Origin of the sequence: Geofilum sp. OHC36d9 (genome assembly GCF_052400685.1) — a bacterium.
In the GTDB taxonomy this organism is placed as follows: Bacteria; Bacteroidota; Bacteroidia; order Bacteroidales; family Marinilabiliaceae; genus CAZHHH01.
In genome coordinates, this window is sequence record NZ_JBQTGJ010000015.1 from 21,492 (window position 1) to 38,685 (window position 17,194).

The 17,194-nt window shown below is 40.3% G+C and carries 14 protein-coding genes; 7 read left to right on the plus strand and 7 right to left on the minus strand.

What is annotated here, in order from left to right:
- Positions 1 to 51: 51 nt before the first annotated feature.
- The 4 genes from ACT3CD_RS13325 to ACT3CD_RS13340 all read left to right on the plus strand — a co-directional run bounded on the left by ACT3CD_RS13325 (position 52) and on the right by ACT3CD_RS13340 (position 4,073).
- Positions 52 to 939 carry a prephenate dehydratase gene (locus ACT3CD_RS13325; RefSeq protein WP_444646134.1) on the plus strand — a complete coding sequence of 296 codons (888 nt, stop codon included), beginning with the start codon at positions 52 to 54 and terminating at the stop codon, positions 937 to 939.
- 20 nt (positions 940 to 959) lie between these two features.
- A complete protein-coding gene (locus ACT3CD_RS13330; protein ID WP_444646135.1) occupies positions 960 to 2,126 on the plus strand; it encodes a pyridoxal phosphate-dependent aminotransferase in 1,167 nt (388 codons plus the stop codon).
- A 2-nt stretch (positions 2,127 to 2,128) separates the two neighbouring features.
- Complete coding sequence (locus ACT3CD_RS13335; protein ID WP_444646136.1) at positions 2,129 to 3,217, plus strand: chorismate mutase; 1,089 nt, start codon at positions 2,129 to 2,131, stop codon at positions 3,215 to 3,217.
- Between the two features lie 79 nt (positions 3,218 to 3,296).
- Positions 3,297 to 4,073 (plus strand): prephenate dehydrogenase, encoded by a 777-nt coding sequence (locus ACT3CD_RS13340; RefSeq protein WP_444646137.1) that lies wholly within the window; start codon positions 3,297 to 3,299, stop codon positions 4,071 to 4,073.
- 203 nt (positions 4,074 to 4,276) lie between these two features.
- Here the strand turns inward: ACT3CD_RS13340 and tilS are convergent, their stop codons facing one another.
- Positions 4,277 to 5,620 (minus strand): tRNA lysidine(34) synthetase TilS, encoded by a 1,344-nt coding sequence (gene tilS, locus ACT3CD_RS13345; RefSeq protein WP_444646138.1) that lies wholly within the window; start codon positions 5,618 to 5,620, stop codon positions 4,277 to 4,279.
- Positions 5,621 to 5,676: 56 nt separating this feature from the next.
- Entirely contained in the window at positions 5,677 to 6,975 is a 1,299-nt protein-coding gene (locus tag ACT3CD_RS13350) for a chorismate-binding protein (protein ID WP_444646139.1), read from the minus strand.
- A gap of 202 nt (positions 6,976 to 7,177) precedes the next feature.
- Between ACT3CD_RS13350 and ACT3CD_RS13355 the strand changes: the two genes are divergently transcribed.
- Together ACT3CD_RS13355 and ACT3CD_RS13360 are read left to right on the plus strand one after the other, a co-directional pair.
- The gene (locus ACT3CD_RS13355; RefSeq protein ID WP_444646140.1) at positions 7,178 to 7,642 is read left to right on the plus strand and encodes an Lrp/AsnC ligand binding domain-containing protein; all 465 of its coding nucleotides are present in this window, start codon (positions 7,178 to 7,180) and stop codon (positions 7,640 to 7,642) included.
- A gap of 454 nt (positions 7,643 to 8,096) precedes the next feature.
- Entirely contained in the window at positions 8,097 to 11,069 is a 2,973-nt protein-coding gene (locus ACT3CD_RS13360) for a choice-of-anchor Q domain-containing protein (RefSeq protein ID WP_444646141.1), read from the plus strand.
- Here ACT3CD_RS13360 and ACT3CD_RS13365 read toward each other — a convergent pair.
- Positions 11,044 to 11,946 (minus strand): metallophosphatase, encoded by a 903-nt coding sequence (locus ACT3CD_RS13365; RefSeq protein WP_444646142.1) that lies wholly within the window; start codon positions 11,944 to 11,946, stop codon positions 11,044 to 11,046. The genes ACT3CD_RS13360 and ACT3CD_RS13365 overlap by 26 nt on opposite strands.
- 9 nt (positions 11,947 to 11,955) lie before the next feature.
- Positions 11,956 to 12,723, minus strand: coding sequence for a 5'-nucleotidase C-terminal domain-containing protein (locus ACT3CD_RS13370; RefSeq protein ID WP_444646143.1), 768 nt, complete (start codon positions 12,721 to 12,723; stop codon positions 11,956 to 11,958).
- 144 nt (positions 12,724 to 12,867) lie between these two features.
- On the opposite strand from ACT3CD_RS13370, the gene ACT3CD_RS13375 reads away from it, so the two are divergent.
- Entirely contained in the window at positions 12,868 to 13,599 is a 732-nt protein-coding gene (locus ACT3CD_RS13375) for a uracil-DNA glycosylase (RefSeq protein ID WP_444646144.1), read from the plus strand.
- Here the strand turns inward: ACT3CD_RS13375 and ACT3CD_RS13380 are convergent.
- From ACT3CD_RS13380 to ACT3CD_RS13390, 3 genes are all read right to left on the minus strand, one after another.
- The gene (locus tag ACT3CD_RS13380; RefSeq protein WP_444646145.1) at positions 13,586 to 14,566 is read right to left on the minus strand and encodes a PorP/SprF family type IX secretion system membrane protein; all 981 of its coding nucleotides are present in this window, start codon (positions 14,564 to 14,566) and stop codon (positions 13,586 to 13,588) included. The genes ACT3CD_RS13375 and ACT3CD_RS13380 overlap by 14 nt on opposite strands.
- Positions 14,567 to 14,588: 22 nt before the next feature.
- Positions 14,589 to 15,557, minus strand: a complete 969-nt coding sequence (locus tag ACT3CD_RS13385) for an Ig-like domain-containing protein (RefSeq protein ID WP_444646146.1) — start codon at positions 15,555 to 15,557, stop codon at positions 14,589 to 14,591.
- 568 nt (positions 15,558 to 16,125) lie between these two features.
- A complete protein-coding gene (locus ACT3CD_RS13390; RefSeq protein WP_444646147.1) occupies positions 16,126 to 17,166 on the minus strand; it encodes a PorP/SprF family type IX secretion system membrane protein in 1,041 nt (346 codons plus the stop codon).
- Positions 17,167 to 17,194 lie beyond the last annotated feature (28 nt).

Below are 17,194 nucleotides of genomic sequence, written 5' to 3' on the forward strand. Positions count from 1 at the left end.
GGATTTTTTTTTAGCCTTGATTAGTGTTTATATCATCATAAAATTGAAAAGATGAGTTTGAGTTCAATTAAAGTAGCCATACAAGGAGTTCCTGGTGCTAACCACGATATTGCGGCCAGGGCTTTTTTTAGCGACCGCAAGGTGGAGTTGGTGCCATGTATGACTTTTCATGAATTGTTTGAGACAATCAAGGGTGTGAATGACACTGTCGGACTTGTGGCTATTGAAAATACCCTGGTGGGTAGTCTGTTGGGAAACTACACATTAATAAAGGATTTTGGGTTAAAAGTGATGGGGGAGCATAAACTGCGTATCAAACACCAATTAATGACGCTCCCCGGGCAATCCATTTACGATGTTACAGAAGTGCACTCTCACCCTATGGCCCTGGCACAATGCGAAGCCTATTTTAAACAGTATCCGCACATTCGGTTAATTGAATCAGAAGATACGGCCCTGAGTGCAAAAAAAATATTTGAAAGTCAGACCAAAGGGGTGGCTGCAATTGCCTCTACGCTGGCATCCAAACTTTATGGCCTGGAGATTATTGCCAAAGATATTGAAACCAATAAGCACAATTTTACCCGCTTTTTAGTCGTCGGAAAAGATGAACAAGCCAGCGCCATTGTCAACAGTTCCAAAATTAATAAATCGTCGCTGGTCCTTTCGTTGCCGCACGAGGAGGGTAGCTTGTCTAAAATATTGACCATATTAACTTTTTACAAAATCAATCTTACCAAAATTCAATCCTTGCCTATCGTAGGAAAAGAATGGGAGTATCTGTTCTATATTGATGTCATGTTTGATGATTATACGCGCTATCGTCAATCGTTGGATGCCATTATTCCTTTATGTCGTGATTTAAGAGATTTGGGTGAGTATGCTGCCGCAGATGTTTTGTACGAAACCAATGGTGGTGATGAAGCTAAAAGAGTTTAAGCGTTTAAATATATATTATCATGAATATCAAGCCCGCCGATAGAATTAACACGGTTACTGAATATTATTTCTCGGTTAAGTTAAAGCAAATTGAAAAGATGAGAGCCGAGGGCAAAAATGTTATTAATCTTGGTATAGGTAGTCCCGATCAAATGCCATCAGATGAGGTGATTGAATCGCTTCATGCCTCTGCAGAGAATTCTGCGAATCATGGTTATCAGAGTTACATTGGCATCCCTTCGTTACGTGCCGGCATGGCTGAATTGTATTTGAAAAATTATGGCGTCCGGCTCGATCCCAATTCTGAAATATTACCGTTGATGGGCTCAAAAGAAGGCATCATGCACATTTCCATGGCATTTTTGAATCCCGGAGATGAGGTTTTGGTGCCCAATCCGGGTTATCCGACCTATAGTGCGGTAACCAATTTGGTGCAGGCGGTGGCACGACGGTACGACTTAACAGAAGATAATGGCTGGCAGCCCGATTTGGATGCCTTGGAGAAACAGGATTTGTCAAAGGTCAAACTAATGTGGGTTAATTATCCCAATATGCCTACCGGGGCCAAAGCAAATCGGGAAGTCATGAAACGATTGATCGATTTTGGCCGGAAGTACAGTATTATTATCTGCAATGATAATCCTTATAGCTTTATTTTGAACCCAGAACCATCCAGTTTATTGGAAGTGCCGGGCGCAAAGGAGATTGCCATAGAGCTTAATTCGCTGAGTAAATCGCATAATATGGCTGGCTGGCGAATAGGTATGGCAGCGTCTAATGCCACATTTATTACTTATATTTTGCGTGTTAAAAGTAATATGGATTCCGGAATGTTCCGTCCTTTGCAGGATGCCGCCGCTAAAGCGCTGGAAGCCGGTTCTGAATGGTTTTCTCAGGTCAATGCGGTGTACGCCCGCCGGCGCAAATTGGTCTATGAACTATTGGACAGGTTGGGCTGTTCATACGATACCAAACAGGTTGGTTTGTTTGTGTGGGCTAAAGTGCCTGCCAAATATGGTAAAGGACAGGTCGTTAGCGATCAGGTACTTGATAAAGCTCATGTTTTTCTTACGCCGGGATTTATTTTTGGATCCAATGGCGAATCTTATATTCGCATCTCTTTGTGTGCAACCGAAGAGGTGATACAGGAATCTATAAATCGTATTAATCAAATTGAAATCGTATAACCATGTCAACTTTAAATTTAGAACCTATTACTTTTCCGGGCCTGGAAAATAAGCGGCCCATGATTATTTCGGGTCCTTGTAGTGCCGAAACTGAGGAACAAACGCTTGCCACAGCCAAAGAACTGGCTGCTATTGGCGTCAAAATATTCCGTGCCGGGATCTGGAAACCACGGACACGACCGGGTGCATTTGAAGGGGTTGGAACCGTTGGTCTTCCCTGGCTGAAACGCGTGAAGGAAGAAACAGGTATGTTTGTGGGTGTTGAAGTGGCTACTTCACATCATGTTTTTGAGGCCGTTAAGCACGGCATGGATATGGTGTGGGTTGGCGCCCGTACTTCGGCCAATCCTTTTGCCGTACAGGAAGTGGCTGATGCTCTTAAAGGTCTGGATATCCCCGTATTTGTTAAAAATCCGGTTAATCCTGATCTGGAATTGTGGATTGGAGCCCTCGAACGTATTAACGGGGCCGGAATTACCAAGTTAGCTGCTATTCACCGCGGATTCAGCACATACGATAAGTCCGAATTCCGCAACCACCCGCAATGGCAAATCCCCATTGAGCTGCATCGTCGTTTGCCCAACCTACCTATCATCAGTGACCCTAGTCACATTGGTGGTAAGCGTGATTTGATTGCCCAGCTGTGTCAGGAAGCCATGGATTTGAATTTCGACGGACTTATTATTGAATCCCATACTTGCCCTGAAAAGGCTTGGAGTGATGCTTCGCAGCAAATAACCCCGGCTCGTTTGAAAGAGATTCTTGACCGACTGGTGTTGCGTAGTTCTAAAATTGGTGATACGCCACGTAACGAACTGGATGAATTGCGGAAACGAATCGATCAGTTGGATAATCAGTTGCTGGATACTCTTAAAGAACGCATGTTTGTTTCTGAGGCCATCGGTCGCTATAAATACGATAATAATATCACCATTTTGCAGTCGCGTCGTTATGACGAAATAATGAAAGACCGCCGCGACAGGGCTGAGAGCCGTGGTTTAGATTCTGAATTTATCACTTCCATTTTCGAAACCATTCACGAGGAGTCTATCAGTCGGCAGAGCCTTGTTATGAATAAAGAACTAAAATAATAGATTCGTAGAATCTGTTTCCGGGGATACTTCTGACGCCCCGGAAACTCTTCGCAATTCTGCTAAATGTTAAACAGTTATGAGAATTTGTGTTTTGGGTGCCGGCAAAATGGGTACCTGGCTGACCGATGCTTTGTGTTTACAGCACGATGTGGCAATTTTTGATGTCGATAAGGACCGGTTGCGGTATGTGTTTAATACTCAAAGGTTAACTACCTACGAGGAAATTGGGGCGTTTGCGCCTGAATTGGTTATAAATAGTGTTACATTAAAATATACCATTCAGGTTTTTGAAGCGGTACTGCCTTATCTGCCGGATGATTGTATTTTAAGTGATATTGCATCGGTGAAAACAGGTTTTCAGGCGTTTTATGAAAAGTCGGGGCATAGGTTTGTTTCTACACACCCCATGTTTGGGCCAACCTTTGCTAATCTTAAGGATTTAAGTGCCCATCATGCTATTATAATATCGGAGTCCGATCATTTGGGTAAGGCTTTTTTTAAGGACTTTTTTGGCTCACTGGGCTTAAATATTCATACCTATTCGTTCGACGAACACGACGAAACCATCGCTTATTCGTTGTCTATCCCTTTTTCTTCTACATTGGTATTTGCTGCCTGCATGAAGAAGCAGGATGCGCCGGGAACTACCTTTAGTAAGCATATGGACATTGCAAAAGGTTTGTTGTCGGAAGATGATTATTTGCTGACCGAAATATTGTTTAACCCTTATACTGTAGGACAGGTTGAGCAGATACGCAAAGAATTGAAAGATCTGCTGGAACTCATCAAAGAACATGACACCGACGGATTGCAGAATTTTTTGAAACGTGTGAGAAAAAACCTTGAGGATTAATCGGTGTTTGAGCTATAAAGTTTTACTACAGTGTTACGTTTGCTCTCAAAATGTCATTTATGTTATTTCACATTTTCTGAGCTGCGTAATCCCTGAATTTTTTAGCTCAACCCCTTTACTTTATGAACAGGCATCCATTGGTATTTGCCCGAATAAATAGGCGATTGATAAGAAAAAGTGTTATTTTCTGTCTCGATTGCGTTTTATAGTTCTGTTTTAATTTTTATTTCGATTATGGTTTTGGTTTTGGGTGTAATTTTATAGCGATTATCGATTCTCCGACCTACCACCCAAACGATGTCTTCTCCGTTTATCAACAGCCAGCAGTTTTCTTTTTCAATAAGAGAGCATTTTTCATCAACGAAGAAATCACTCAGTTTTTTGAAATTTTTCATGCCAAGAGGAATGAATCGGTCGCCTGATTCTGCATGTCGAAGGTAAAGAGGGAAGTCAATAAGATCGGCATCCAGGTGAACAACATCGGGTCTTTTTGAAAATTTGAATTCGTTGGTTTTCTGAAATTTGGTTAATGATAGATGAATCGGATTACTGATTGTTTGATCATCACTATTTATGACATAATGCGTTTCGTCTTTGGGCCTAATGGGCGTTATGATTAAGTTATAACGGTCTACGACCAACCGGTGACTGGCAGATAAAAATTGTTTCCCGGGTATGGTTTCCATGCTTTTTATGATGGGAGAAATTTGCGCGCCAGAAAATCCGTAATCCTTTAATATATCAAATGCTATGGTCTGCTTTTGCGGATGTTGTTTTAGTAATTGAATGGGAATAATGACGGTGTCTTCTTCTTTTGCTATTGATTCATTTTGAAATTTTTTAGACTCAATCGTCATTAACTCACAGGCCTCTTCCAAATAAGAGATGTTTTTTTGCATAGTAACAAAAAATGAGGGGTTCATCTCTTTGAACAGCGGCATAATTTGGTGTCGTATTTTATTGCGCAGAATAGTCGTATCGCTGTTGGTCGAATCGGTTCTATAGTTTAGATTATTTGCGCGGCAGTACTGTTTTATTTCTTCCGCACTGGCATACAGGAGTGGTCTGATGAGTTTTCCTTTGCGCCAGGCTATTCCGGTAAGGCCTTTAAGACCGGTCCCTCGTGTTAAATTCAGAAAGAACGTTTCGATGGCGTCATCGCCATGATGACCTGTGGCAATATATTGAATATTCAGCTGATTACTTAGTTCTTCAAACCATTGGTAACGGAGGTCGCGGGCGGCCATTTCAATGGATATTTTACGTTGCTGTGCCACTTCGCGGGTTTGAAAGCTGATGGTGTGTAATTTAATATTGAGTTGTTGGCATAAGGCGGTCACAAATGCCTCATCTTCGTTGGATTCTGCATCCCTGAGATTAAAATTACAGTGGGCCGCTATGCATGTGTGGCCGGCATTCTTCAACAAATGTAATAATGCAACCGAATCGGCACCACCACTGAGAGCCACCATAATACGCGATTTTTCCGTTATACGGCATTGTAACTGTAAGGCATCTCTGAAATGATATATAAATTGTTTACTCAATTTCTGTCGTTTTAATGTTTTAAAAGTAGTAACATTTGGCTACAACACCGTCTTTGTTATAGTAGTTTTTCAGCTATAATTTTTGCTTTCAGCAGGCATTCATTGTATTCGTCATCGGCATTGGCTTCGGCTGTTATGGCGCTACCGGCCCAAAATGAAATTTTTTTCATTTCATCGTCATACAGCAGTGTGCGTATAACCACATTGAAATCGAAATTACGCTGGGGTGAGATGTAGCCGATAGCTCCTGAGAAAAGACCGCGATTGTTGCACTCAAATTGGTCAATTAGTTTCATTGCACTAATCTTGGGCGCTCCGGTCATCGATCCCATGGGAAAGGAATCAATTAGGGGAGCTGTCCAGTCCTCCGGGTTTTTTAAATGTGCTGATATGGTCGATATCATTTGAAAGACATTGGGAAAAGGGTATATGCCGCACAATTCATCGACCTTTACACTCCCTTTTTTGGCTGAAATTGATAAATCGTTTCTCACCAGATCGGTGATCATCGTGTTTTCCGATTTTTCTTTTTGTGAAGTCGAGAGGCGTTTGTGAGCTTCTAATTCCTCCGTTTTGGTTCCTCCACGCGGTGCCGTTCCTTTCATTGGCATACTAACTATTTTGTTACCGCGTTTGGCCATGTAACGCTCGGGCGAAGCGCAAAAGGCATATTTGTTATGGTATTTTAACATCGCCGAGAGTGGCATGGGTGATAACTGCATTAGGCGTTTAAAGGTTTCAGCAGGCTGTAGTGAGGTGTTTTCGGCTGTAAACTCGATGCAAAAGTTCAGCTCGTAAATATCGCCCCGGTGAATGTGCTTCTGAATTTTATTAAAAGCGGTGTCATAATATTTCTGGTTGTGCGAGGGGCGGATCGTGGCCCTTGATTCTGATTTACGACTGTTTGATGTATTGGCGTGTTCAATCTGATGAACGATTGCCAGGGCTTCTGTTTCGGTGTTGTTTTTTTCTGAAAAACCGATTTGCCATATTCCTTCTTTTTGTCGAATAAGCCATCTGGGTTTGAAAAAATGAAGATTTGGAAATTCAATAAAAGCCTTTTTCCTGGAGGCTGGCAGTTCATGGCATTCGTTTTTCAGTTCGTAAGAAAGAAATCCCAGATACCAATCGTTATCCTTTAATCGTTTTTTTAGTTCCAACGCTTTGCAGCTTATCGTTTCAAGGGCATCAAAACCTGCCAATAGGTTGAATGATGACAATGACTTGTAGGGCCCGGGAAGTGGCTGTTGGTTGTTGGTCAGGATTATCGAATGGTCGAAACAGGTGCAGAAATTCGTCAACTGATTATTCCACAACGTTTCGTTTTTGGGGGTAAAAGTAATCCATTTTCGCATTTCACAAATTTAAAATGAAACTTGCTTATCGCCAAACCGTAGATGAGGTTATAATTTGTAACTATTTTCACATGAGTTGCTAATTGTTATAAAAATATGGGAATAAATCATTGATTATTATCAGAGGAAGTTTTACTTTCGTAAAAATAAATACGATAATTCACTTGATAGGTTTTAAATTGTAATAATATTAGTTTTTAGCATGGATAGTCATTTACAAATTGATAGTTTAGATAAAAAGATTCTTTCTTTAATCACTCGTAATGCCCGCATACCGTTTTTGGAAGTGGCCCGGGAATGCAAAGTGTCTGGAGCTGCTATTCATCAACGCATTCAGAGATTGATGAATATTGGCGTCATTAAGGGCTCCGAATTTATCCTGAATCCTACAAAAATAGGGTTTCATACCTGCGCCTTCATGGGTATTTTTCTGAAGAAAGCCAGTTTATTTGATAAGGTTGTACAGCTTCTGGAACAGATACCCGAAGTGGTTGAATGTCACTATACCACCGGGCAGTATGCTGTGTTTATCAAAATTTATGCGCACAGCAATGAGCATTTAAAGCGAATATTACATGATAAACTGCAGGCCATACCTGGCATTTCATCCACAGAAACAATCATTTCGCTGGATGAATCATTTAAGCGTCAGTTACCGGTAGAGTAATTTTTTTTTGCGGAATTGTTAAACAGGAAGTTTCGAAAATGGAGTTTCCTGTTTTTTTTACAAAAAAACTTTTTGAGTCTTCATCTTGGGTTCTCAACGGAACCAAATCGGCGATATTGAAAATTTGTCAATGTCGTTCATCAAAAAAAACAGGCCGGTCATCAATTAATTTCCTTAAATCGATTATTTAAGCTCATCATATCGTCACAAAATTACTATTTTACGAAACTTTTTTACAGTTATAATGCTATAAAGAAATAGTATGTCTGAACGCCGACTGTTTCATTATAAATAGTATCAGCAACAAAACTCAAGTGCTTGATAAGACATGTTTGAATTCAAGGCTTGCGAAGTCTGAAAAATGTGAGTTTACTATGGTAAATGGTCATTTTCAGGATAAGCATAACGCTAAAATTGAACTTTTCTTGTAAGCACAAAATACCGTTTCGTTCAAATGAATCAATTTTACAGCATTTTATCTATTTGGATTAAAAGCTTCATCCTGGGGTGCACTTTAATGATGCCTTCATCGGTTTATGCTTTAGAGACTTTTCAGGATGAGGATGCTAGTCTTCAGAAAATTTTAAAATCTGATGATTTGTTGGTTCCTGTACTCGATTCGCCAGCTAACTATTCATGGTTTAATTCTGATGTAAATGAGGTTTCTTTGGCCTGGCATTTGGATGAGACGGCCGGAATTACCTCCCTTAAAATTGAATATTATATTAATGGAGTTCTTCAGCCTTTAGTAACTGGTTTGTCTTCAGCTGATGTTACTTATAGTCTTACCGGACTTACGTCAGGTAGTTTTGTGTCGTGGCGTGTGGGTAGTGTAGACGGCAGCACAATAGAGCATTGGTCTGAATCGTTTGAATTCTCAATTAAAAGGGATCGAAAAGTTTATGTCAAACCTGACGGCGTTGGTGATGGTGCTTCCTGGAACACTGCTACTAATCTCCGATCGGCTTTAAGTAATTATGTTTATGGTGATACGCTATGGCTAACGAAAGGTGTTTATAAGCCAACATCGTCACTGGACCGGACAATTCGTTTTGAATTAAAGGAAGGCATCCATATTTACGGTGGTTTTGTGGGGTATGAAACTTCTCTCGATCAGCGCGATTGGTCGACAAATGTTACAGTTTTGTCGGGCGATATAGGTGAGGTAGATAGTAATACAGATAATAGTTATAATCTTTTGTGGCTGGATGGCCGTGATAATCCTGTAACTAATTTAACCCGTATCGATGGTTTGGTAGTTGAAGAAGCCAATGCAGCATTGTCATCGGGAAGTAGAAGCCAGGGTAGCGCAATGCAATTGTTAAGTGCATCACCTTTGGTTGTGAATGTTTGGTTTCGAGATAACCATGCGGCAACGTATGGCGGGGCTGTATATGCCGATGGCAATTCAATACCTCTTATTTATAATTGTATTTTTGAGGATAATGAAGCTGACAATTGGGGTGGCGCCATCATGACAGAGGGAAGTCCAATAATCGGGAATTCGGTGTTTTATGGAAATATAGCCGGTGGCCGAGGTGGTGCTATAAGTGCCCCCGAATTGCCTCACGTGGTGAGTGTTTATAATTCAGTTTTGTGGAATAACGAAGCGCCTACAGGTTCTCAAACCTACGGTACTGTAGATGTTTCTAACTCTGTAATTGAGGGAGGAGAAGCCAGTTTGGGTAATAAGACGACCGATCCTCTTTTTGTTAATCCTTCAGAAGGTGATTTCAGAATTACAAAATCTTCACCCGCGTTAAATGGAGGCGACAATGACGACGTTCCGGCCTGGTTAACATTCGATTTTTCCGGTTCGAATCGAATTCTGGCAACAAATGTAGATATGGGAGTTTTTGAAGGAATTACCGAGGTTCCTGTTATTGAGTTTCCTGTTAATCAACAGGTTTTAGACTATGATTTGTCTTCGATTGATTTGCAATGGGGATGGGAAAGTGCTGCGCCGGATGATCTTATCGGATACGAAATTCAATACATATTAGATGGTGGTGAAACGGTATCTATTGATGCAGGTACTTCTCTAACATGGCCATTTACCGATATACAGGTGGGGTCAGAAGTTGATTGGCGGGTAGGTGCTACTGTCTCCGGTTCGTCTCTTATATTGTGGTCCAACTGGTCTTCGTTTATTATCAGACGTGATAAACCCTTGTACGTTAAATCAGGTGCAACTGGAACCGGCAGCTCATGGAGTGACCCTATCTCGTTGAAGGATGCCATGGATGTGGCTGTTTTTGGAGACCAGATATGGGTGGCAACAGGTATATATAAACCCACCGACGATACCGATCGTTTTGTCTCTTTTGGTTTGCGTGATGGAATTAAGCTTTATGGTGGATTTGTCGGAAATGAAACATCGCTTGATCAGCGTAATTTTTTATCGAATTTAACCATTTTTAGTGGAAATATTGGGGAAACGAGCACCAGTGATGATAATAGTTATCGTGTTTTTAAGATAGAAGGTACAGCTCAGGATCCAATAACAAACAATACCTGCATCGACGGTATTATTATTGAAGATGGATATGCTTCATCGGCTAATAATAACAGTAGTAACGGTGGTGGTATGTACCTTAATTTTGCCAGCCCGGTAATTACCAATGTGTTGTTTCGTAATAACAGAGCTTCTGAAAATGGCGGTGCTGTGTATTGTGATGAATATTCGCAACCTGTATTTGGTAATATAATCTTTAGTAATAACTCGGCTGTAAAACTTGGCGGCGCAGTGTATATCAATACCAAGAATGCAGTCTATTTTTATAATTGTTTATGGTATAAGAATTCCAGCGAATATTGGGGTGGGGCTATTTCAGCATCAATCAATGCGGCTGTTATCTATAATTCTATTTTGTGGGGTAATACCGCCGCTGTTGAATTTAGTGATATTGATTATGCCAATGCTTATTCATCATTGGTTCAGGATGGTTCAGGAACCGCTAGTCTTACCGATAATCCATTATTAACCGATCCTGTAAATCTTGATTTTACGCCTAAATCCGGATCGCCTGCTATTGATTCGGGTGATAATAGCTATGTTGCCGATTGGCTTGAGGAGGATTTTTATGGCAATCGGCGTATTTATGGTACAGCGGTTGACATGGGCCCCATTGAGCAAGGAAGTATCCCTGATGCTTTGATAAACCCTGAGACGTCTGCTTTAAATAATTTGCAGATCTGGCCTAATCCGGTTAAGATTGGAGAGAATTTGTTTGCTCGCGTGGGTTACCAGAATAGTCCGGGAACTTTGTCTCTGTACAATTTTTCAGGTTCTATTGTCAGTCAGTGGACTATTCTGTCCGGAGAGACTCATAGCCTTGGGCACGTCTCTTTAACTTCTGGAATTTATATTTTACGCTATGCTGATAGCCTGGGGCATACAACTAGCGTAACGTTAGTTGTGAAGTAGTTGTGGTTGTCTTCTCTTTTTCAAAAACAACATTAATCTGTTCCATTTTTACACCAGCCCATCCCGACTGATGAATGGTAATTTTGCGTCCATCAAGGTTTATTTCTTCTATGGGTTTTTCCAAAAAAGTGTGGGTGTGTCCACCTAAAATCATGTCTATATTTTTGGTCTCACGGGCAAGTGTTATATCATCGGGTTGTCCCTCCATTTTAAGTCCAAGGTGCGATAATGCTATTACCATATTGCATTTTTTGTCTTGTTTTAGCAAAGTCGCAGTTGTTTCCCCTTTTATTATGGGATCAAGATATTTTATCCTTCCGAAGTTGGAGGGGGCAATTAGCCCGTCTGGTTGTATTCCTAATCCAATTATTCCGATTTTAATATTGCCTTTTTGAATAATTTTCCAGGGTGAGATAAGGTTTTCCAGGGCGGATTCGGTGACGTCGTAATTGGTGTTGATAAACGGAAATCCGGCCTTTTTGATTTGTTGAGATAAATGTGCTACGCCGTTGTCAAATTCATGATTGCCCAGGGTGGCTGCGTCATATCCCATACGGGTCATTAATTCCAGTTCGAGCTTGCCGCCGTAATAATTGAAGTAGGGCGTTCCCTGAAATATATCGCCTGAATCCAGCAGCAGCACGTGTTCATATTTTTGTCTGATTTGTTGAATTATGGCTGATCTGGCTGCAAAACCGCCTTGTGACGGAAATTTATTGTGGTTGGCCGGAAATGGATCAATGTGACTGTGGACATCGTTGGTATGCAAAATTATTATATTCTGACGTTGTGCATAATTGGCTTTTACAATGTTCGGGAGTGTCATAAAGGCTGCTCCTGCTGCCACTGTTTTTATAAATTGTCTCCTGTTATTCATCGGTCCTTTTTATTTTGAGATACTTATTCTGACGTTTTTAGGGGCTGTTACAGGGCTGTTTTTTGCTGCCAGCCTTTTTATACCATCAATGATGATATTGCGCATTAGGTAATTGGTTGTGATTGTGGTGTCGCCCAAACTGAAAATGGCATAATGATCGCCTCCTTCTGCCAGGTAATTATTTGTGAAAACCCAGTAATATTGGTTAATTGATAGTGGAGATCCCTGTACTTTTGATTGTACAGCTTTTTTTGCGTCAATGGTAAAGGAGGCGCCTGAGAGACCATCTCCACCTTCGTCAACTATATGGTTAAAAAGTTGTTGTACCTGTTTTCCGGTAAGTTTTACAGCTACCAGATAGTTTTCAAATGGCATAACTTCAAATACTGAACGTATTGTAATATTACCCTCGGGCAATGGACTTCTCAACCCTTTAGAATTTACCACTGCCAGAGTCGGATAAGATGTCAGATGTGATTCTTTCATGAATTGTTGTCCTGCCTGAAGGGTTAAGTCGGCAACGAAATTGGTCAGGGGGCTTTCGGGCTTGAATGATTTGAGCATGGTAGCACCGCGACCTATTACCTCGTTCATAACGTTTTCTATTGAATCACGGTAGGGCTCTATATATTTATTCATCAAACTGTCTGTTCCTTCTTCGGGATTTATGACAATTTGTTGCTGTTCGGTTATTCGTGGATTTAATTGCTGTTTGCAGGCTGTTGTGAGAAGCAGTGAGTTAATTGCAATCGCCGTAATGAAGATATATTTTATCATTGTTCTGTTTTAATGGTTATCATTCCTTCAAAGATAGACCTTTGTTTGTTTTATTATTATGAGTTTTGTTTTGAAGGCCTATTAGTAATGAAATCTTAACTTTGCATTTTTAATTATATTCAATTTTAGAAAAACAATTTGTAAATGCAAAAAGTTTCATTTCTGCTACCTGATAACATTCATTCTTCCTGGCATTTATTTTTGACTGATGAATTGGTTCTTTTGCTGAATCGTATCGAAAAACAGCTTCAAGACGAGTCGGCCTTTACGCCATCAATGGATAATATACTTCGTTTTTTAATGCTTGATTTATCGTCGGTGAAGGCTTTAATTATTGGTCAGGATCCTTATCCGCAGATAGGCGTGGCTACAGGAAGGGCTTTTGAGGTAGGCACGTTGAAAAGCTGGCATGATACGTTTCGAAATACGAGCCTGAGAAATATTGTCCGGGCTTTATATGCCGTTGATCATCCCGATGATTTGTTGACATTTAGTGATATCAAAAAGGAGATGAAAGCCGAACGATTTCAATTATTATCACCCTCCTTGCTGTTTGAACATTGGGAGAAACAAGGCGTACTGCTTTTAAACACCTCCTTTTCGTGTCGGGTTGGGAAGCCTGGCAGTCATGCGGCAATGTGGGCCCCTTTTACGAATCGTTTATTTTGGTATATTCATTCACAGCAACCGGATATTACCTGGCTTTTATGGGGTGCACATGCCGTTAAATCGACCGCACATCTGCAACTAAGACATGTGTTAACCAGTTGCCATCCTATGATTTGTTATCGTCGTCCGGATGATTTTTTGTTTGGCGAAATTAATCCTTTTAGGGAGCTCAGGGAAGCTATAGATTGGGGATTTAAAAGTATCTGATGGAGCGCAGCGGGTCATCAGACTGTTGCCGCTTTTTTTTGAAGTTTCTAAATTTATTGTATTTATAGAAATAGTCAGTCTGGAAGCTGATTGATAGTTCCTGGCTGCTTACGATGTTGAGGACCTGACTATTTATGGGGAAGTCGTAGGCATAGCTGATGGTCATATTATCACCCAGGCGGACGCCTAACATCAATGAAGCAGTATGGTTGATACGATAGGCTGCACCACTTTGAAATCGTTGGTATATCGCTTCAAGGGCAAAATCATAAGTCGATTGCTCTGATGAAATACGCGCCAGCGCTGAACCTTTTAGGCTAAAATCTGATCCCATTGAAATACGATAGCCAGAAGTGGCCATTACGGTCGTCGGTGATGTTTTAAAATCTGCCGATTTATTTTCGTATGGAATAGAGGATTGAAGCATTTCAGGAACAGATAAACCTAAATAAAATGTACGCGTGAAGAAGATTAGTCCACTTCCAAATGAAGGTTTAATGGCATTATTTATATTTTCAGCGAAAAGAGGATCGGTTTTGTCAATGGTTTTAATATTTTGCAAATTAACCTGATATTGGCTGGCGCCCCCACTTATTCCTAACGACAAAAATGATCCACGGCTAATTCGGATAAGATAGGAGTAGGCGAAAGATACTTTATTATTCATGACGGGCCCTGCCTGATCTGATATAACTGATAACCCCAGGGAGGCTCTGGTGGCATTCACCGGGGTATGGACATTTAGAAGATAGGTGGCTGGCGCATCTTTTACATCAATCCATTGCTGTCGGGTTATCATTTGAATTGACAACGAATTGTGGCTTCCGGCAACGGCCGGATTGTAGTTGAGCGGATTTGTCATGGAATGTGTAAGCATAGCATCCTGTTGTGCCCAGCACATTGTGACCGGGGACAAAAATAAAATCAAGAGCAGAATCCTGATTCGATTATATAAGGATACTATCATTTTATTTGTTTCAATTTTCAGGTTATCGGTTCAAATAAATATATCCGGTAAATTTTTGGTTTAAGCCACCTACTTCCAAACGGTAGTAATAAACACCGGCAGGACATAATGCGCCATTGAATTGATTCTTATTGCCACGACCATCCCAGGCATTATTGTATTGATTAGTTTGAAAGACGATGAAACCATTTCTGTCCATGATCGTAATTTGCCTGTCAGGAAATGCTTCAAATTGCGGAATATAAAAGGTGTCATTTATTCCATCGCCATTGGGTGAAAAACCTTCGGGGATATAAAACGTATCGTCGTCATGGATAATAGAGATCAAAACCAGCCCTTCATCACAATCGCCTTCGGCATCACATACTTTATAGATTAGCGTGTCCTGTTCAAGGAAAAAACTGGTGATTTGAATTTCTATGGTTTGAGATGCATTTAGGTAGGCGGTTCCTTTTTTCGGCATTTGAACTATTTCAACATCTAAATCGAGATCATAAAGATTACGATCGTTTTTGAGGATGTCAATTTCAGTTGCAGTGCCTTCATAAAGTTTGACGACATCATCTACGCATTCCGGCTTATAATCGTAGTCATTAACCGTGATGGAAACATTGGCTGTAGCGCAATTTCCATCGTTATTACAGACTTTGTACTCAAGGTAATCTTCGCCAATGTAATAAGTTTCTGGCTGGTAATATAAACGTTGATCATCACCGAACCAGGCAGATCCATGTTCAGGTTTTGCACTTATCGTTAATGAGCTTATGCCAGAAGTCAAGCCCAAATCATTGTTCAAAACATTAATATCATAGGTATCGTTTTCGTTCATTCTTATCAGATCGTCGTTTGCTAACGGAACTTCACCCGTGGGGTTGAAAAATCTGTCGTTGGAAAGTCGAACCGGTTTGATTTCGGCATAAGAATTATTGATGGCAAACAACCAAAAAATAATGAGAAAGCTGGATTTATATTTTTTAGAATTGTTTTGCATTTAGGGGAATTCGGTTTTTACGTCTGTTCTATAACGCAAACTTAGCATTTTTAGTATAAAAATTGATGCTTTCATACAGGGAAGTCGTCTTTTTGAAACACTATTTATTCCATATATAGTATTAATTTGACAATATTATATATGATGAAAAGAATAGTTGAACTTACCTATTATATCTTATGTTGATTTAAAATCTTTGATATTTTGTCGGAAATGAGAATTGTCCTTCATAGACGATGGTTTTACTTTTCGTTGTTAATGGATTGATCTATAGTTTTATCAGCTTTTTAACTGAAAATTATTTTTGCGTTTTAACCCTAACTAATGTCTTTTTGCGTTTTGATATTTTTGCATATCTAATTAAAGACTGAAAAGAAACAGTGTTGTTCATATTTTGTTAATCATCGTTTGTTTCTTTATCATTCGTCAGGTTTTGTTTATCCTAATTTTTATTATATTATTAACGAAGTTCTACCATTTCAATATTTTTTGTCATCGAAATTCACCAAGATTCGAATTGGGGCATTTTCTTTTTTTCATGATTCGAAAAATGTAGTTTGTTTGTCAGCTATTTTCTAAATAATCCTTTTTTTGCAGGTTTTTGTAATTCGCCTGATCCGATGCCGGATAACCCTGCTGCACTACACGGAATAGCGGCCTTACTTTTGTCGGAGCAGAAGCGGTAGCCTAAAACGACTTTCATGTAGCTCCCATAGTTTGTTTGAGCCGATGTGAGGCCATACTGGTGTTCGATTCCCAAATTAAAGCTTTTATAGATTATTCCAGCGGTTAAGGCAAGCCCTAAATCTTTTCCCAGAGTATGATCCATTGTCCTACGATACGCAATTAATCCCCAAAAGGATAAGTCATCCGACATGGTAGGCATTTGCAATCGAAGATTCAGATCAAATCTTTTGTCGTTTAGGGAATTGAGTTGGTAATATGCGCCAGGTTCGATGTATAGTTCGCGGTTTGGATATTTGAAAACAGTACTGGCAAAAGCATGAAAAGAGGGTGGAAGAGAGGGTTCGCTTTCGCCATCAAAAAATGGGTTGTTATTATCCAGGATATTGGTGCCCGAGGCGCCTATTTTGTATTGGTTAATTTTGAGTATGAATCCGGTGTTTAGGTTAAATCCTGTGCCGCTTTCACGGCCGCCGGAAATAAGTGGATCAACAGCCGGATCGCCACCCGAAAATTTCGACATATCAAGTGCAGCCTGCTCAATCAAAGCCGAAAGACCAAATGCCAATGAGGTAAACCCTTTCCGGTTCTTGCGCAATATAACATCGACTGAAAAGGATTGTTGAAAGCCCATTTTGGTATTATAACCATTGCGGTCGTTGAAGACGTAAGTTCCTGAACCAGCATTATGTGGTAGGGGGGCCTGAAACGATACTAGCTGAGTGGTAGGTGCGTTGTCAGTGCCAAACCACTGACGCTGATAAAAGGCTTCTACCAGATAACAATTTCTGTTAGAACCTGCATCTGCCGGATTCATCAGATATAAATCGTAAACGTACTGGTTGGTAACAAAGGGGCGTTGAGAGAAGCCTTCGTCTGGCAGTATTGTTAAAATCAAGATTGTTATTATTATGATCCTGTTCATTATTGTTTGGTTAGATACGACTTCCGAT